The organism is Deinococcus soli (ex Cha et al. 2016) (assembly GCF_001007995.1).
Taxonomy (GTDB): domain Bacteria; phylum Deinococcota; class Deinococci; order Deinococcales; family Deinococcaceae; genus Deinococcus; species Deinococcus soli.
The window spans coordinates 2,443,471-2,460,699 of record NZ_CP011389.1; the positions used below are offsets into that span (position 1 = coordinate 2,443,471).

The following is a 17,229-nucleotide window of genomic DNA, read 5'->3' on the forward strand; positions in this document are numbered from 1 at the left end:
CCGTCAGGCGGGTGCGCTGGACAGCACAGAAGGCCCAGGCCAGACCGGGCAGGGCGCACGCGCCGGTCAGGCCAGTGGCGGCGCTTCACGGGGCAGCAGCTGCCACGCCGTCACGTCCAGCAGCCCGCGCGGCGTGAGCTTCAGCGCCGGGATGACCGTCAGGCCCAGGAACGCCAGGGTGGTGACCGGGTACGGCAGCGTGCAGCCGTGCGCGCGGCACGCGGCGGTCACGCGGCCCAGCGCCGCCGCCGCCTGCGCGGGCGGCAGGTCCGTCATCAGGCCCGCGAACGGCAGGGGCAGCTGCGCGCGGACCTCGCCGCCCGATACGAGCACGATCCCGCCGCCCAGCGCCTCCAGCGCCCGGCCCGCCGCGCGCACGTCGTCATCCGATCCGCCCAGGAACGCCACGTGATGCGCGTCGTGCAGCACGCTGATGCCCAGCGTCGCGCCGCGCAGGCCCGTGCCGGACGTCAGGCACGCCGACCACTCGCCGCGCCCGTAGCGGTCCGCGACGACCAGCCGCGCGTCCCCGCTACCTGGCGCGCCCACCCCGGTCGTGATCTGGTCCGCGCGGACCTGCATGACCGGCCAGTGCGCGGGCACGTCGAAGGTCGCCGCCGCCCACCCGGTCCCCAGATCCACACCCCCGCCCGGCAGGGGCGGCGTGACCGTGCCCGCGTGGGCCTCCTGACCGCCCACGAAGGTCTCCAGCACCTCGAAGCCCTGGAGGTCGCGCAGCAGCACGAAGTCCGCGTGGTACCCCGGCGCGACCAGCCCCACGTCGTGCAGGCCCCAGTACTCGGCCGGGTTGCAGGTCACCAGCGCCACCGCGTCCGCCGGGTGCAGCCCGCCCGCCACGCACATCCGCAGCAGGCGGTCCAGGTGCCCCAGCTCCAGCAGTTCGTCCACGCTCACGTCGTCACTGACGAGCATCGCGCGGCGCGGGCGGTCGCGCAGCACCGGCAGCAGGGCGTCGAGGTTCCGCGCCGCCGAGCCCTCGCGCACCATCAGCCACAGCCCGGCGCGCAGCCGCTCGCGGGCCTCCTCGGGCGTCGTCGCCTCGTGATCCGAGTGCAGCCCGGCCGCCGCGTACGCTATCAGGTCGCGCCCCCGCACGCCCGACGCGTGCCCGTCCAGCCGCAGGCCCGACGCCCGCCCGGCCTCCAGCACGTCCCACACGTCCATGTCGCCGCCCAGCACGCCCGGGTAATTCATCATCTCCGCGAGGCCCAGCACGCCCGGCACGCGCAGCATCCGCGCCGTCTCCTCGGCCCCGATCACCGCGCCGCCCCGTTCGAACGCACTGGCGGGCACGCACGACGGCGCCGACGCCCACACCCGCAGGCCCGACGACCGGCCCGCCGCGAGCATCCATTCCAGGCCGCCCCCACCCAGCACGTTCACCAGTTCATGCGGTTCGGCCACCACGCCCGTCGTGCCGCGCGGCAGCACCGCCCCCGCGAACCCCGCCGGGGTCAGCAGACTCGACTCGATATGGACGTGCGCGTCGATGAAGCCCGGCGCCAGAAACGCCCCGCGCGCCTCCACCACCCGCGCCGCCTGAAACCCACTCCCCAGTGCCGCCACGCGCCCGTCCGCGACCAGCACGTCCGCCTCGAACACCTCGCGCGTGGCGGGCTGCACCACCCGCGCGCCGCGCACCAGCAGGTCGCCCCGCTCCTCACCGCGCGCTGCGCGCACCAGACGCCGCCGATCTTCCCCGGTTCCAACCATGACGCAGTGTAGAGAAGTGCCCGCACCACGCCAACCCCGGCGCCGGGGCTCAGACGGACTCCGGTTGAAAGGTTGGCAAAAACGTTCAACCCGAGCGGACTCGGAGAGCTGCGCAGCAGAGCGAGCAGGAGAGAAACGGTTCCGGGCGTGGAGTTGGCAACCCGGTGTCCTTCCGGGTTGTTCACGAAACAGACGGAATCCGTATCAGTTCAGGGTGGAGGCTTCGCTGCTCGTGCCCACCGCCGCCAGACCCCGGTTGAGCGGCTGGCCGGGCGGCGGCCAGGGGTCGCGGCGCCAGGGGCTGTCGTCACGGGTCAGCAGCGCCTTCACCGCGTCGGCGTACCCCCGGTTGCGGACCGGGTTGGCGTTCCAGAAGGCCGCGCCCGCCTGGAAACTCCGGCCGTAGTGCGCCCAGTCGCGAAACGGCGCCTCCCGCGCCATCTGGCGGCACTGCCCCAGCACCTGCCAGCCCTGCCGGTCGCTCAGGTACCCCAGCGCCACGCCCTGCGCGGCAATGTCCGCCGCCCGGGCGAGGTCGAAGGCCAGGCCGCCCACGTCCCCCACCTCCGGCTCCCACTGGCGCACGACTGTCACGTGCCGCCGGTCGAGGCCCGCCGTGTTCTGACCGTGCAGCGCTCGGCGCACCTGCTGGTACGGCTCGTGGTGCCCGCCCCCGCCGAGCAGCCACGCGAGGCTGGACATGGCCGACGCGTGATCCGTGATGCCCCACCCGGACTCCAGGGACGCCGCCAGTTCCCGCAGGGCCTCCTGGCGGGCCTGCCGGTTCTGGCCGGGCGGCATCACCTGATAGAAGTACGCCGTGGGCCGGTGCGTGGCCGTCTCGAAAATATCGAGCCACAGGGACGTGAACGGCGCCCGCAGGTTCAGCGCGAAGCGGTCGGCGTCACTCAGGGCCAGCGCGGCTGCCTCGACCTCCGCCCGCCGGGCGTCGGCGTCCCGGGCCGCCTGGGCGTCCCGATCGGCCCGTTCCTGCGCCAGCTCGGCGTCCGCTTCCTGAAGGCCCTCGCGCGCGCCCTCCAGCATGGCCTTGCCCACCCACCACAGCGCGGCCAGCGCCAGTCCGGCCGCAACGGGAATCAGCACTGTCCAGAGGGTCACCTGGGCAGCATACTGCCCGGTCCCGCGCCGCCCGTGCGCAGATGACGCCCCGGCACGCTCGCCAGCGGCGGATCAGGACGAACTCTTGAACCCGCGCAGCAGCGAGCCGCGTTCCGCCAGCGCCCGCTCGAACAGTGCCTGCTGGAACGCGCGGGCGTCGTTCACGCCCGACGCCGACTGCGCCGCCTGAAGCTGCGCCTTGGCCGGTTTGGGAATGGGCGAGAGCGTCCCGAAACGCCGCGCGCGGAACATGCCCGGGTGCTCCTCGAACACCACCGTCACGCCGTCCGGCAGGCCCCGCACGTGCGCGGCGAACGCCTGCTCCTGCACGAGTTCCGCGTGCGCCGCGCCCGCGCCCAGTTCGGTCAGCAGCCGGTCGATCAGGGTGAACACGCCCGCCGCGTAGGCGTCCACCTCCGCGCGGGTGGGCAGCGCGCCCCGGTGGATCACGCGGTTGCGGAAATCGGTGCCCAGGCCTCTGGGCGTCAGGAAGTCCGGTTCGCGGCCCTCGCGCAGCAGGTACGCCAGCGCGAACATGCCCAGCTGCCGCTCGGACTGGCTGGAGACGTGCCGCCACGTGCCCTCCAGCGCCGCCAGGGCGTTCTCGAAGGACCCCTCGCGCCCGGCGGCCTGTTCCAGCGCGAAGGCCCGCACGTAGAACTCGAAGAAGCGCTCCAGCGCCGCCGCGAAACTCGCCACGGCCTCCCGCGCGTAGCCGTCCATCAGCGCCCGCGTGCCCAGGTCGAACAGCACCTCGAACTTCTGCTTGCGTACCAGCACGCAGTACCGCACGCCGCACCGCGCGCAGCGCAGGTCATGCACGCTGCTGTCCGCGAACTCCGCGCGGTTCACATGCGCGCACTGCGGGCAGGTCGTCGGGAAATCCATACCCCGAGCATAGAGCGCCCCGCGTGGGTACGGCGAAGGCCCCCACGCGCGGTGGGGGCCTGGGCGCAGGAACCTTACTGCGCGGTGACGCCGGTGTAGCTGTTGATCCAGTTGATGTAGCCGTTCACGCGGGTGTACACGCCGTACCCGCGGCACTCGGCGGGGCCGTAGGACACGATGCCCAGCACGTAGAACTTGCTGTTGTAGCGCGCGGCGAGCGGGCCGCCGCTGTCGCCGTTGCAGGAGTCCTTCCCGGCGTCGTACTTGCCGCAGATGGTGTTGCTGGGACGGCTGCCGCAGTCGCTGCCGGTGGGCGTGATCGGGATGGTCACCTCGCGCAGCGCGCGGTTGCTGTACGCGCCGGTCTCGGTGCGGCCCCAGCCGCTGACGGTGGCGTACTTGCCGTTCACGTCCAGGACGCTCTCGGTGGTGTTGTTCGGCAGCGCAGCGGTCTGCACGGTGCTGCCCAGCGTGAACGCGGTGCCCACGCGGATCAGGGCGATGTCGTACGCGTAGGTGCTGCTGTTGTAGCTGGGGTGACGCACGATCTGCGCGGCGGTGCGCAGCTGACCGCTGGTGGTGGTCAGGTCGTTGATCCCGGCGCGGACGCGCATCTGGCTGGCGCTGTACCCGGCCACGCAGTGCGCGGCGGTCAGCACCCACGTGGAGCTGATCAGGGTGCCGCCGCACCAGCCGCCCGACAGTTCGGTGCTGGGCGTGACGCTCACCTGGTAGGGGCGGTTGGTGACGTTCGTGACCGTGCCGTACACGATCTGGCTGCCGATCGTCTCCGTGAAGGCCTTCTCGGTCCCGGTGACCGTGACGGTTTCCTCGGGCAGCGTGGCCTGCGGGGCGGTCTGGGTGGAGCAGGCGCTCAGGGCCAGGAGGCCCAGGGCGGTCAGGGCGGCGTGCAGGGGCTTGAACATGGTGAAACCTCCGGGAAAGGGGAATGGGGGAGAGGACGCGAATCAGGGATCAGGTGTTCACGAACCTGATCCCTGACTGGAGGATTTACTTCGTTTCGACGAGGGTGTACGAGCCGCTGCCGCTGTAGCCGTACACTTCCCAGCGGTAGGTGCCGCTGGTAGCGGCGTAGTTGATGCTCTCGCTGCTGGTGCCGCTCTCGCTGGCGGCGACGTCGGCCCAGGTGCTGCCGTTGTACTTCTGGAGGTACAGGTCGAAGTCGGTGCCGGAGGGGCCGCTGAGGGTGGCCTTCAGGGTGCCGCCCGCGTAGCTGAAGCCGCTCGTGCCGGGCTTGTAGCTCGCCGTGCCGGCGCTGACCGTGCCCGTGTAGGTGGTCGTGCCGGTGGGGGGAGTGACAGTGCCGCTGCCGGTGAACAGCAGGCGGTTGGGGCTACCGGTGCCAGCACCCGTGACCTTGCCGGTGGTGGCGCCATTGATCAGGGCGCTCGTCACGGCGCTGTTGGTGGTGTTCCCGGCGGCGATCAGCAGCGCGGCGGCGCCCGCGACGTGCGGGGTGGCCATGGAGGTGCCGCTGATGGTGTTCGTGGCGGTCGTGGACCCGATCCAGGTGCTGGTGATGTTGCTGCCGGGCGCGAAGAGGTCCACGCAGCTGCCGTAGTTGCTGAAGCTGGAGCGCGCGTCGGTGTTCGTGGTGCTGCCGACGGTGATGGCGCTGGCGGCGCGGGCGGGGGAGACGTTGCAGGCATTCTGGTTCTCGTTGCCCGCCGCGACAGCCATGATCAGGTTCTTGCTGGCGGCGCTGTTGACAGCGTCGTCGACGGCCTGGCTGGCCCCGCCGCCCAGGCTCATGTTGGCGACGGCGGTGGCGCTGCCCTTGTTGGTCACGGCCCAGTTCACACCGGCGATCACGCCGGAGTTCGTGCCGCTGCCGTCACAGCCGAGCACCTTCACGGCGACGAGCGTGGCGCCCTTGGCGACGCCCCAGGTGGCGCTGCCGACGGTGCCCGCGACGTGCGTGCCGTGCCCCTGGCAGTCGCTGTTGTTGCCGTCACCGGTGGTGTTCGTGCCCCAGATGGCGCGCCCGCCGAAGTTGGTGTGCGCGGTGTTGATCCCGGTGTCGATGATGTAGACCTTCACGCCGCTGGCGGTGCTGGTGTAGGTGTAGCTGCCGTCCAGGGGGAGGTTGCGCTGGTCGACACGGTCGAGGCCCCAGGTGGCGCCGGTCTGCGTGGCGCTCATGTGCATCATGGCGTCCTGCTCGATGTACTTGACGCGCTTGTCGGCCTGGAGCTTGGCGAGGTTCTGGGTGCTGAGTTTCGCGGCGAAGCCGTTCAGGGCCGCGCCGTACACCTGCTGTACCTGCACGCCCTGCGGGTCGAGGCCCAGGCTGCTGATCAGGCCGCTGGCGCTCTGGCTGCTCAGGTCGGCGGCGGCGCCGTCGCTGAAGACGACGATGTACTGGCCGGGGATCGCGTCGGGGTTGCTGGTGCCCAGGAGGGGCGCGCTGGTCTGGCCGCGGGAGACGACGTCGGTGGTGGGAACGGCCTGCTGGCTGCCGCAGGCGGCGAGGAGCAGGGTCAGTGCAAGGGTACCGAGGGTGCTGGTGCGTGCGTTCATGGTGGCGACCTCCTGGGGCAGTTCCGCAACCGTGACAGATGGGAGTATGGCCGTGGAGTGCACGGCTGATGGGACGCTGTCAAGCGAAATTGGGAACTTCGGAGATGATACGCAGCTGAACGTCCCATGTTGATGAACGTGCTGCCTGGCTGCGCCATTGTGTTCCTGATGAGTACAAAAATCACAGAATTCTGACAGTGGAGCGCACAAAATCTATGTCCATTATATCGAGACACAGCGCTCCAGTCATTCTCCACTTCCATCACTTCTCATTTTACTAATCTGACTGACCGTGTATTTATCTGGCAAATGAGGCCATACGGTCTTTCGAAGCTTTCATATGCCAATAGCCTACGCAGACAGATGAAATTCTGTAGCTCAGGTCGTTCCGCACCTCTGGTGCAAGGGGCAAACGACCTCCGGCCCATGAGAAGCCCGTACCACCCCCACAGGAACCGCCCCGGGGCGCACCTGCGGGCCGTCCCACCCATCAGCACACCCGAACGGCGTGGGGTCGGCCGGACCATGCCGGGCGCTTGCCTGCCCGGCAGAACGCGGGCTCAACGCTTCGCGCCTCCCTTCAATCTGCGGTCACGTCACAGGTGCCAGCCGCCCGCGACCTCCAGGTCCTGCCCGGTCACGTAATCGCTGGCCCGCACGAAGAACAGCGCCGCCCCGACCAGTTCCGCCACCGTCCCCACCCGCCCCGCCGGGATCTCCCGCACGGGCTGGCTGACACTCGTCTCGATCACACCGGGACTGACCACGTTCACGCTCACGCCACTGCCCGCCAGCGTCACCGCCAGCGACCGCGACAGCTGCGCCACGCCCGCCTTCGCGATCACGTACGGGACGATCCCGGGCCGCGCCACGTCCGCCGACGCGCCCGCGAACCCCAGGTTCACGATCCGGCCCCAGCCGCGCGCGCGCAGCAGCGGCGCCGCCTCCTGGCAGGTGGCGAATGTGGCCGTCAGGTTGCTGCCCAGCATGTCCGCCCACTGCTCGTCCGTCACGTCCAGCAGGGGGCGGTTCACGTAGTTCCCCACGTTGTTCACCAGCACCGCCAGCCCCGAATCCGGGAACGCCGCGTGCGCCGCGCGCACCAGCGCCCGCGCCCCGGCCGGGCTGCCCAGGTCGGCGCTCAGCGTCACCGCCCGCACGCCCAGCGCCTCGCACTGCCGCGCGGTTTCAAGGGCGTCGGCCTCGCTGGAGCGGTAGTGGACGGCCACGTCGAAGCCCTCGGCGGCCAGCGCGACCGCCAGCCCGCGCCCGATGCCGCGCGCCGCGCCGGTCACCAGCGCCGTGCCCCGTCCCACCCCGCCCTGTTGCGCCGCGCCCCGACTCACCTCGCCCTGATCGCCGGTCACGCCTCGCCCTGCCGCAGCGCCAGGGTCACCAGGGAGCGCGTCACCGTGTTCAGTGGGTATTCCAGCGCCTCGTGCAGGTGCACCCAGGCCCACTCCTCGATCTCCTCGTTCGGGGTCACGTCGTGATCCCCGGTCGTCGCCAGGAAGTCCACCAGCAGCATGTGCGCGGGCCTGTGGAACTCCCCGCTGAGGACCGACTCCTGCGTCTGCGCGTACTGCACGTCCTCCAGCCGCAGGCCGACCTCTTCCTGAAATTCGCGTTGCACGGCGTCCAGCAGCGTCTCGCCCCACTCGACCTTCCCGCCCGGCACGCCCCACAGCCCGCGCCACTTCGTGGTGCGCACGAGCAGCACCCGGCCGTCCTTCCCCCACACGAGCGCCCCCACACACACCAGCGGTCTCTCCATGCGCGCCAGCGTACCGCCGCGCCCGCCGGGCCGTCCGGGTGAACGCCTACCGACCCCGGCGGCGCATCACGCGGCGTTCCAGGCCCGTGATCACGGCGTACACGAGCACCCCGTAGCCGATGAGCAGCGCGATGGCCGCGAACTGCCCGGCCTTGTTCTGGTACGTCCCGGCGACCTGCACCGCCAGCCCCAGGCCCTTCTGGTTCGGGTCCACGAACTCCCACACGACCGCCCCGATCAGCGCCAGACTGGCCGCCAGCCGCAGCCCGCCCAGCAGCACGGGCAGCGCACCCGGGAACTCCAGGCGGGTCAGGCGCTGCCAGCGCGAGGCGCGCAGGGTGCTGAACAGCTCGTGGAAGGTGGCCTCCAGTTCCCGCACGCCCACCAGTGTGGCGACCAGCATGGGGTACAGGGCGCTCAGGGCCGACACGATCACCGCCGGGAGGAACCCGAAGCCCAGCCACGACACGAGCAGCGGCGCGAGCACCACGATGGGCGTGCTCTGCGACGCCACGATGAACGGACTCAGGAAGCGCTCCAGCGCCCGCCAGTGCGCCAGCGGGTACCCGATCAGCACGCCGGAGAGCGCGCCCAGCAGCGTGCCCGCCAGCGCCGTCTTCACCGTCACCCCGAATGCCGACAGCAGCTCCGGGGCGGTCCGGACCCCCTCCTGCCACACCGCGCCCGGCGTGGGCAGCAGGAACGGCTGGTTCAGGGCCGAGGCGCCCACCTGCCACCCCACGCCCGCCAGCAGCACCGCCAGCGCGGGCAGCAGCCACGTCACGCTGCGCCCGGCGCGGGTGTCCACCCGCAGCCGCGTGGAGTCCCCGGTGCCCAGCACGGCGCGCAGGTGCGCCTCCAGCCCGTCGGTGTAGGCACTCACGCGGCCCTCGCCGCGCGTGTCGAGGACCTCCACGATCTGCCCGCCGCGCAGCACCGCCACCCGGTCGGCCAGCCACACCGCCTCGCGGATCGAGTGCGTGACGAGCACCGTCGTCCGGCCCGTCTTCTCGTGCAGGTGCCGCAGTTCCGCGTTGAACCGCTCGCGCACCAGCGCGTCGAGCGCCGCGAACGGCTCGTCCAGCAGCAGCACGTCCCCACTCTGCGCCAGTGCGCGCGCCAGCGCCACCCGCGCCCGCATCCCCCCGGACAGCTGAGCCGGAAAGTACGGCCCATACGCCTCCATGCCCACCAGCTTCAGGGCCTCCGGGGCGCTCAGGCCGCCCCCCGCACCCAGATCGGCGGGCAGCTGCACGTTCCGCAGCGCGGTGCGCCACGGCAGCAGCCGGTAATCCTGAAAGACCAGCGCAGGCGGCGTCCCGATCCGCACTGACCCCGATTCGGGGCGCAGCAGCCCGGCCAGCACCCGCAGCAGCGTGCTCTTCCCGCCGCCCGACGGACCGATCAGCGCCAGGAACTCTCCCCGGCGCACGTCCAGCGTCACGCCGCTGAGAATCACCTCGCCGCCCAGCCGCACCGTGACGTCCTGCACGGCCAGCGGGGCGTCCGCGCCCGGCGTGCTCACGCCTTCACCTCACGCGCCGCGTCCGGGGCGGGGGCCGGGGCGGGCCGCCCGCGCGTGTTCACGAGCACCACGCCCGCCACGGCCACCACGCCCCCCAGCAGCGTCAGCAGGGTGGGCACCTCGTTCAGCCACGCCCACGCGATCAGCACCGCGAACACCGGCGACACGTACAGGAACGACGTCGTCACGCCCGCCCCCACCCGCGACAGCGCGAACGTCCAGGTCAGGTACGCCAGCGCCGCCGGGAACAGCCCGATGTACACCATCGCCAGATGCGCCCCCAGCGGCGCCGCGCGCAGTTCCGCCCCGAAACCCGGCAGGAACACCAGCATGGGCACCGTCCCGGTGATCAGCGACCACACCGTGAAATGCAGCGGGTTCATCCGGGCCAGTAGGGGCTTCTGGAACACGAAGTACACGCTGGTGAACAGCGCCGCCGCCAGGATCAGCAGCGCCCCCTTCGTGAAGCTCAGGCCCTGCCCGCCGCCCAGCACGATCAGCGCCACGCCGCCCAGACTGACCAGCGTGCCCAGCCAGCCCAGCGCGTTCAGCCGCTCACCGGCGAAGCGCGTGGCGAGCAGCGCCGTGATCACCGGCCCCGCCGCGATGATCAGGCTGGCCGTGCCCGCCGGGACCGTGACCTCGCCGTAGTTCAGGCACACGTGGTACAGCGTGATCCCCGAGAAACTCAGCAGCGCGATCCGGCCCAGGTCCCGCACGGGCGGCACCGGAATCCGCGCCAGCAGCGCGTACACGCCCAGCGCCGCGCTGGCCACCAGGAAGCGGTACAGCGTCACGTGCCCCGGCGAGAACGCCTCCAGCCCCGCGCGGATGCCCGCGAACGCCGACGCCCAGAACACGATCGTGACCAGGATGGCCCCCAGCGACAACGGATCCAGACGGCTGGGCGGGGCAGGAGCGCGCATACGCCCGCCAGCATAGACCCCGGCCCGCCGCCGGGGCACGGGGCCGTCCAGCATGAACCCACCCTGAGGCCCGCCACACCCGCCCCCTGCCCGCGCAGCGAAGGATGAGGCATGACCGACCCGCACCCCCAGAGCACCCCGGAAACCGCACAGGACCACACCGGCAGCGACCACGCCACGCACGGCGCAAACACCAACCTCACACCCGACGTACAGGGCGGCCCCACCCGCGGTGAGGACCGCGACGCCACCGAGACCATCACCGACCAGCACGCCCACCAGAACGGGAACCAGCCGGGCTGACGCCCCGTAAGGTCAATTGCCCCCACCCGGGCCGGAAGCGGGCCTTAATCTTCGTTGGGCGTGGCTTCACGTCCGCCCAGGCACTCACTTCATACACTGCCCCCACGGAGGGAACCACCATGACGAACAGCACCACAGGAATGGATCAGAACCGCATGATCAGCGGCGCCGCCGGAGGCGCCCTGCTGCTGCTGGGCCTGCGCAAGCGCGGCGTGCTCGGCCTCGGGATGGCCGCTGTCGGCGGGTACCTCGCCTACCGCGCCGCCACCGGCAACGATCCCGTGATGGCCGCCGCCGGCCTGAGCGGCAACGCCACCGCCGCCAAGCCCATCTTCGTGGAGCACAGCGTCGTCATCGACCGCCCCGCGCAGGCTGTGTACGACTTCTGGCGCAAGCTGGAGAACCTGCCCCAGATCATGAGCCACCTCGAGAGCGTCACCACGCTCGACGAGAAACGCAGCCGCTGGGTCGCCAAGGCCCCGCTGGGCACCCACGTCGAGTGGGAAGCCGAGATCGTGAACGACAAGCCCGGCCAGCGCATCGGCTGGCACTCCCTGCCCGGCGCGACTGTGGACAACGCGGGCAGCGTGCAGTTCGAATCACTCCCCAACGGCGGGACCCGCGTGCACGTCGCGCTGTCCTACCGTCCGCCCGCCGGGCCACTGGGCGCCGCCGTCGCCAAGCTGTTCGGCGAGGAACCCAGCCAGCAGATCGCCGAGGACCTCCAGAAGTTCAAGGCTGCCTTCGAGGGCAACGCCAAGAACTGATGCAAACACGGAAGGGGCCGGAGGTGTGCAGCCTCCGGCCCCTCCTGCTGGCTTCGGTTACCAGTTCAGATCGACGCCGGTGAAGGGCGTGCCGCTCTTGACGACCGTCGCTCCCTTGTACTGGGTCCATCCGGCCTTCAGGTTCAGCAGGTTCTCACCGCTCTTGCTGCCGGTGCCGTCTTTCGAGTACGCGAAGGTCTGGCTGTCACTGGTGCGCTTCTCGGTGCTGTCGAAGGTGTTGTTGCCGTTGCTGTCCACGTACGCGAACAGTTCATAGCCGCCGTCCACCGGGGTGGCGGGCAGGCTGATCGAATACACGCGCTTCTGCGGGTTGAAGGTGCCCAGGTTGCCCTGATCCAGCGCCGGAGCCTGCCCACCGTTGAGGGTGGTGCCGCGCAGCGCCATGCGGATGGTGCCGCTGGGCTGGGTGCCGAGGATGTTGCCGGACACGTCCCCGTCGGGAATGCCGAGATAATTGCAGGAGGCCATCGCCAGGGGCAGCAGGAGCAGGGCAGTTTTCTTCATGCCGTCACCCTAGATGTACAGCGTGAACCGGATATGAGGCCAGTCTGACGGGCAGATCAGGAATCGTCCTCGCCAGAAGCGGGGGCCTCGGGGACGTCCGCCGCACCCTCCTCAATGACCGTCAGGGACCGCAGCGTCGCGCCCTGATGCCAGCCGTACGCCGGGTTACGCAGGCCCAGCGCCGCCGCGACTGCCTCGGCAACGCTGCGGTCGGGTTCGCCGTCTAGGCAGAACAGCAGGAACTTCCGTCCGCCCGGCGCGATCCGCACGAACAGGTCCTCGCCGATCTCCAGCTGCTGCGTGCGCGCCAGCCGCTCGGCGCGCCCCTGCGCGTAGCGCAGCGCCTCCCGGATCGGAACCGTCACCGTCGGGTTGCTCATGCGCGCAGCCCCGAGAGCAGCATCTCCGCGAACTGATCGGCCACCTCACGCGGGCTCATGGACCCACCCGGGCGGTACCACGTGTACGCCCAGTTCACCGCCGACAGGATCAGGTACGCCGTCATCTTCACGTCCAGGTCCGCCCGGAAGGTCCCTTCCTGAACGCCCTGCATGACCAGCTCGCGGTAGAAGCCGTCGATGGTGTCGCGCCAGCCCGTCACGCGGCCGTACGCCTCGGGGGACAGGTGCTTCCACTCGTGGAAGAACACGGTCGCGCTGTCCATGTTGTCCGCCACCACCCGGATGTGCCGGAACATCGCCTCGCGCAGCTTCTCGTCGGCGCGCATGGGCTCGCCGCGCAGCGTGAACAGCGCCTCGTCGAACTGCCGCGACGCCTGGTTCACGATCTCGATCAGCAGTTCCTCCTTGGACGCGATGTGCGCGTACAGGCTGCCGCCCTGCATGCCCAGCTCGCCCGCCAGGTCACGCATGCTCGTGGCGTGGTACCCACGCTCGGAAAAGAGGCGGCTGGCCGAGTCCAGAATCTGCTCGCGGCGGGGTTTGGCAGTGTCAGTCATGGTGGGGGAGGGGCCGGCTCGGCCTGATCCGCACAGCCTACCACGCCCGACCCAAACGCCCGTTAGGCCCATCCGGGTGCGTGCTGGACAGGGTCCGGCCCCCCGGCGGGTTTCCCATCACTGGACGGCCCTTCACGCGCGGGTGGTAGAACGGACGGTATGACCACCGAGCCCCTGACCAGCCCGCAGGCCGCGCCTGCCGGGGTGCGCGCCGCCGTGCGCGGCGTGCCCGCCTACCCGTTCACGCCGCTGGACGTGCCCACCAAACTCGACCAGAACGAGAACCCCTACGACTTCCCCGAAGCCCTGAAGGCCGAGGCGCTGCGCCGCATGGCCGCGCGCCCCTGGAACCGGTACCCGGACCTGCACGCCGACGAACTGCGCCGCCGCATCGCCACGTACGAGGGCTGGGACGAGCGCGGCGTGGTCGTCACGCCCGGCAGCAACGTCCTGATCAAGCTGCTGACCGAACTCGCCGGGATCTCCCAGACCGTCCTGACCGTCAGCCCGACCTTCAGCGTGTACACCCTGGAAGCGCAGCTGCTCGGCGCGACCCTCGTGCAGGTGCCCCTGAACGCCGACTTCAGCCTGCCCGTGGACGCCCTGAAGGCCGAACTGAAACGCCACCAGCCGGGCGTGCTGTACATCACCCAGCCGCACGCCCCCACCGGCCACGTGGACGCCGGCGCCGCCGTCCGCGACCTCGTGGACGCCGCCGGAGACTGGGTCGTCGTGCTCGACGAGGCGTACCACCAGTACAGCCGCACCGACCACAAGGCCCTCGTGCTCGCGGGCGGCAACCGCCTGAGCCTGCGCACCTTCAGCAAGGCCTGGGGGCTGGCCGGACTGCGCCTCGGGTACGCACTCGCCACGCCGGAACTCGCCGGGCAGCTCCAGAAACTCGTGCCCGCCTTCAACGTCAGCACCCTCGCGCAGGCCGCGCTGGAAGTCGCCCTGGAACAGCCCGGCTACGTGCAGGAGCGCGTGCAGGAAGGCATCCGCGAACGTGACCGTGTCCTCGCGGCCCTCGCGGGTCACCCCACCTTCCAGGCGCTGCCCAGTCAGGCGAACTTCTTCCTGCTGCGCACCCCCGACGCGGCCGCCACGTACACCCACCTGCTGGGGCGCGGCATCGTCGTGCGCCGCCAGGACAGCCTCCCCGGGCTGACCGGCTGCCTGCGCGTCGCCATCGGCACGCCCGCCGAGAACGACGCGCTGCTTGCCGCGCTGGCCGACCTGCCATGACCGCGCGCGGGCCGCTCCGCCTGACCCCTGAGGCGCAGGCCCGCTTCACGCATCCCCCCGAGTACGCGCCGCGCAGCCCCGTCACCCTCGACTGCACGGCGTGCGGGGCCTGCTGCGCCGCGCCGGACATCTACGCGCTGCACAAACCCCTCGGCGTGCCCTGCGTGAACCTCGGGCCCGATCAGGGCTGCGGGCACCTCTGCGCCATCTACGCCACCCGGCCCTCCGTGTGCCGGGGTTACCAGCCGGACTGGGTGTGCGGCGAGGTCGCCCCGCTGCCCACCCTGGCCGCCCGCACCCGGCGCTTCCTGGAGATCTACGGCCTACAGCCGGACTGATTCCCGTAACGCCTGCCGCAGCGAGAACGGCGTGAAGTTGGGGCGGATGCCCGGCACGGTGCCCGTCCAGTTGCGGTACGCCGCGTCGAACAGTGCGGCGCGGTGCAGGTGCGCCAGCGGCAGCGACCGCCACAGCAGTCCCGCTGCGTCCCCGGCTTCCAGGGCGCGCAGGTACGCTCCGGCTAGCTGTTCGGGCAGGTCCGGCGTGCCCGCTCGCACGGGCAGCGCGGCGCGCACCGGGTGCAGGGTGAAACTCAGGAACCACCCGGCGTCCATGAACGGGTGTGCCAGGGCCGCCTCACTCCAGTCGAACCACACGCTGCCCCGCTCCGGGCTGTGCAGGGCGTTGCGGGGGTGCGCGTCCCCGTGCGCTGGTCCGGCGGGCAGCCCGTGCGCGTGCAGGTCACGGAACGCGGCGGCCACGGCCGGGCGCAGGTCGCGCAGCGCCGCCACCTCGTCGGGATTCAGGCGCCAGGCGTGCAGGGGCGCGGGGTCGGTGAGTAGGGCGTCCACCCGCGCCGCCATGTCCGGCACCGTCAGGGTGAGTGCGCCCAGGTCGGTCAGGGCTGGGTCGTCCGCCGCGCGCTGGAAGGAGGCCAGCCGCTCCAGCGCGCCGGTCCACGCCGCCGGGTCGGGCACCCCGTCGAGCAGCGCGCCGCCGTCCAGGGTCAGCAGCGTCGCGTTCTGCGGGTCGGCATGCAGCACAGGCGGCAGCAGGTCCGGGTGCTTGGCGGCGAGGTGCGTAGTCAGGGTCGCCTCGCGCCCGTCTGCGCTGACCTTCAGCCACGCCCGGAGGCCATCCTCCAGTGGCACGCGGTGGATGCCCATCAGGTCGTGACTGAAACCGGGGTCCACCGGCCCTGCCCGGGTCAGGCCCAGCGCACCCAGACGGGCGTCCACTCTGGCCGTCGCGACCTCCGGCCAGTCGGGCCGCTGCCAGGGTCGCGCGCCCGGCAGGACGTCCGGGAGGTGCGCGCTCCAGCCGCCGGGCCACGTGACCTCCGGCCCGTCGGTCAGGCGGACATGCAGCGTCCCGCGCTGCCCGAAGCCCAGCCCGCCATCGTGCAGCAGCCACGCGCCAGGCCGCAACTCCGCGCGCAGCACGTCCGGCAGGGCCGCCGCGTCCGGGATGCTCAGGGTCGGCAGGTCGCCCGCCGGGGTGCGCCACACCTCGCCCCGGGCGTTCCACAGCGCCAGCGGGCTGGGTTCAGCGGCCATGTTCCGTCCGTTCGGGGGCGGTGGTGGTGTAGGTGCTGCGGCCCAGGTAGATGGCGGGCGGCGCGACGAGCAGGCCCGCGTCGTCGTAGGCGTCCGGGTCGAAGTGCACCCCGATGACCTCGCCCACGAACAGGTCGTGGTCGCCGGTCGGCGTGACGGTGCTGAGGCGGCAGGTGTAGTGCAGGTACGCGCCGCGCAGCGCGAGCGGCTGCTCAGGCAGGGTGTCGAGCTTCAGCAGGGCGTGCTTGTCCACGCCGCCGTGCAGGCTGTGCAGGCCCGCGCCCTGCACGGCGTCCGCTTGCGCGAGGGGCAGGAAGTTCACGCCGAAGGTGCCGCCCGCGCGGATCAGGGCGTGCGTGGCGCGTTCACGCCCGACGGCCACGCCGTACAGGGGCGGGTCGGCGCTCAGGGCGGTGTGCCACCCGGCGGCCATGACGTTGCGCTGTCCGGCGTGCGCGGCGGTGATCAGGGCGACGGTGCCGGGGTAGTACCCGAAGAAACGGTCGGTGGTGGCGCTGAGCATGTGCGGTCACTATGCCGCGTGGGGCGGGCGGTACGCTGGGCGCATGCTGCCCCGCGTCCTGACTGACCTGCTGGAGTTCCACGCGCCGCTGTCCGCCGTGCAGCGCGAGCAGAGGGGCGCGGTGACGCTGCTCACGCCGGGCGTGAACGTGCTGGCGCTGAACGCGACATTCCTCCCGGCAAACCTGCGCGGGGTGGACATCGCGGCGGTCCTCGACTGGCACGAGGGGCAGGGCGTACCGCCGCTGGTGGCGACCGCCGGGCCGCTGGTGGGCCTGCCGGGGCGGGAGGTGGCCCGCGTGCGCGTGGTCCAGGCGGACGCCACGCCATGGGCGGGAGGGGAGGGCGTGGTGGTCGAGCAGGTGTCGCGCCTGCACCTGGGCCCGTGGGCGGAGGCCCTGACGCGCGCGCACGGCACGCCGGGCTGGGGCGAGGGGCTGGCGCGGCAGCTCGCGGCGCGGCTGGAGGGGGATCGGGATTTCGTGCCGCTGAGTGCGTACCGGGACGGCGCGGTGGTGGGCGCGCTGCTGTGGCAATCCCGAGCGTGCGGGGGGGCGGCGCACCTGTGGGGCGCGCGGGACGCGGCGGTGGGGGAGGCGCTGCTGGGTGCAGCGGCGGGCCTGGGTGGACCGCTGTGGGTGTCCCGGGGGGATGAGGACGCCACGGGGTCCCCGGGTGATGTAGTTCACTACTCCGTGTTGACTCTGTGAGATTTTTCGCCTCATGCGCGACCAGTCATTTGTAAACAGTGAGAGGTGCACGATGTGGAATTTTCGGCAAAAGCGCGTTTTTTTCTCTCCTGCCGCACCTGTGACCTCCCGTGAGAAATGAGTCGGAATCTCTCAT

At 71.5% G+C, this 17,229-nt stretch carries 19 protein-coding genes; 5 read left to right on the forward strand and 14 right to left on the reverse strand.

The window, feature by feature from the left end; genetic code table 11:
* Window positions 1-66: 66 nt before the first annotated feature.
* From SY84_RS11935 to SY84_RS11975, 9 genes are all read right to left on the reverse strand, one after another.
* On the reverse strand, window positions 67-1,734 hold the full coding sequence (locus SY84_RS11935; RefSeq protein ID WP_046844194.1) for an adenine deaminase: 1,668 nt from the start codon (window positions 1,732-1,734) through the stop codon (window positions 67-69).
* Window positions 1,735-1,938: 204 nt separating this feature from the next.
* On the reverse strand, window positions 1,939-2,853 hold the full coding sequence (locus SY84_RS11940; RefSeq protein ID WP_046844195.1) for a DUF1266 domain-containing protein: 915 nt from the start codon (window positions 2,851-2,853) through the stop codon (window positions 1,939-1,941).
* A 72-nt stretch (window positions 2,854-2,925) separates the two neighbouring features.
* Window positions 2,926-3,741, reverse strand: coding sequence for a hypothetical protein (locus tag SY84_RS11945; RefSeq protein ID WP_046844196.1), 816 nt, complete (start codon window positions 3,739-3,741; stop codon window positions 2,926-2,928).
* A gap of 74 nt (window positions 3,742-3,815) precedes the next feature.
* Window positions 3,816-4,667 (reverse strand): serine protease, encoded by an 852-nt coding sequence (locus tag SY84_RS11950; protein WP_046844197.1) that lies wholly within the window; start codon window positions 4,665-4,667, stop codon window positions 3,816-3,818.
* Window positions 4,668-4,752: 85 nt separating this feature from the next.
* Window positions 4,753-6,282, reverse strand: coding sequence for a S8 family peptidase (locus tag SY84_RS11955; RefSeq protein ID WP_046844198.1), 1,530 nt, complete (start codon window positions 6,280-6,282; stop codon window positions 4,753-4,755).
* Between the two features lie 596 nt (window positions 6,283-6,878).
* A complete protein-coding gene (gene tmpR, locus SY84_RS11960; protein ID WP_245621333.1) occupies window positions 6,879-7,649 on the reverse strand; it encodes a bifunctional dihydropteridine reductase/dihydrofolate reductase TmpR in 771 nt (256 codons plus the stop codon).
* A complete protein-coding gene (locus SY84_RS11965; protein ID WP_046844199.1) occupies window positions 7,646-8,056 on the reverse strand; it encodes an NUDIX domain-containing protein in 411 nt (136 codons plus the stop codon). The genes tmpR and SY84_RS11965 overlap by 4 nt, the downstream gene beginning before the upstream one ends.
* 46 nt (window positions 8,057-8,102) lie before the next feature.
* A complete protein-coding gene (locus tag SY84_RS11970; protein WP_046844200.1) occupies window positions 8,103-9,581 on the reverse strand; it encodes an ABC transporter permease subunit in 1,479 nt (492 codons plus the stop codon).
* Window positions 9,578-10,507 (reverse strand): DMT family transporter, encoded by a 930-nt coding sequence (locus SY84_RS11975; RefSeq protein ID WP_046844201.1) that lies wholly within the window; start codon window positions 10,505-10,507, stop codon window positions 9,578-9,580. The genes SY84_RS11970 and SY84_RS11975 overlap by 4 nt, the downstream gene beginning before the upstream one ends.
* 111 nt (window positions 10,508-10,618) lie before the next feature.
* Here SY84_RS11975 and SY84_RS11980 point away from each other — a divergent pair, with 111 nt between their 5' ends.
* Both SY84_RS11980 and SY84_RS11985 read left to right on the forward strand, forming a co-directional pair.
* Entirely contained in the window at window positions 10,619-10,810 is a 192-nt protein-coding gene (locus SY84_RS11980) for a hypothetical protein (protein WP_046844202.1), read from the forward strand.
* 119 nt (window positions 10,811-10,929) lie between these two features.
* Window positions 10,930-11,577, forward strand: a complete 648-nt coding sequence (locus tag SY84_RS11985) for an SRPBCC family protein (RefSeq protein ID WP_046844203.1) — start codon at window positions 10,930-10,932, stop codon at window positions 11,575-11,577.
* 57 nt (window positions 11,578-11,634) lie between these two features.
* On the opposite strand, the gene SY84_RS11990 is transcribed toward SY84_RS11985, so the two are convergent.
* From SY84_RS11990 to SY84_RS12000, 3 genes are read right to left on the reverse strand one after another with little or no spacing between them, the layout of a single operon-like run.
* Window positions 11,635-12,102: a hypothetical protein gene (locus SY84_RS11990; protein ID WP_046844204.1), complete on the reverse strand. Its 468-nt coding sequence runs from the start codon at window positions 12,100-12,102 to the stop codon at window positions 11,635-11,637.
* 56 nt (window positions 12,103-12,158) lie between these two features.
* Window positions 12,159-12,482: a hypothetical protein gene (locus SY84_RS11995; RefSeq protein ID WP_046844205.1), complete on the reverse strand. Its 324-nt coding sequence runs from the start codon at window positions 12,480-12,482 to the stop codon at window positions 12,159-12,161.
* The gene (locus SY84_RS12000; RefSeq protein WP_046844206.1) at window positions 12,479-13,060 is read right to left on the reverse strand and encodes a TetR/AcrR family transcriptional regulator; all 582 of its coding nucleotides are present in this window, start codon (window positions 13,058-13,060) and stop codon (window positions 12,479-12,481) included. Before SY84_RS12000 ends, SY84_RS11995 begins: the two co-directional genes overlap by 4 nt.
* 159 nt (window positions 13,061-13,219) lie before the next feature.
* Here SY84_RS12000 and SY84_RS12005 point away from each other — a divergent pair, with 159 nt between their 5' ends.
* Entirely contained in the window at window positions 13,220-14,305 is a 1,086-nt protein-coding gene (locus SY84_RS12005; RefSeq protein ID WP_046844207.1) for a pyridoxal phosphate-dependent aminotransferase, read from the forward strand.
* A complete protein-coding gene (locus tag SY84_RS12010) occupies window positions 14,302-14,643 on the forward strand; it encodes a YkgJ family cysteine cluster protein (RefSeq protein WP_046844208.1) in 342 nt (113 codons plus the stop codon). The genes SY84_RS12005 and SY84_RS12010 overlap by 4 nt, the downstream gene beginning before the upstream one ends.
* Here SY84_RS12010 and SY84_RS12015 read toward each other — a convergent pair.
* Together SY84_RS12015 and SY84_RS12020 are read right to left on the reverse strand one after the other, a co-directional pair.
* On the reverse strand, window positions 14,629-15,861 hold the full coding sequence (locus SY84_RS12015; protein WP_046844209.1) for a phosphotransferase: 1,233 nt from the start codon (window positions 15,859-15,861) through the stop codon (window positions 14,629-14,631). The genes SY84_RS12010 and SY84_RS12015 overlap by 15 nt on opposite strands.
* Complete coding sequence (locus SY84_RS12020; RefSeq protein ID WP_046844210.1) at window positions 15,851-16,384, reverse strand: flavin reductase family protein; 534 nt, start codon at window positions 16,382-16,384, stop codon at window positions 15,851-15,853. Before SY84_RS12020 ends, SY84_RS12015 begins: the two co-directional genes overlap by 11 nt.
* A gap of 43 nt (window positions 16,385-16,427) precedes the next feature.
* On the opposite strand from SY84_RS12020, the gene SY84_RS12025 reads away from it, so the two are divergent.
* Window positions 16,428-17,093 carry a hypothetical protein gene (locus SY84_RS12025; protein ID WP_052751144.1) on the forward strand — a complete coding sequence of 222 codons (666 nt, stop codon included), beginning with the start codon at window positions 16,428-16,430 and terminating at the stop codon, window positions 17,091-17,093.
* The last annotated feature ends 136 nt before the right edge of the window (window positions 17,094-17,229 follow it).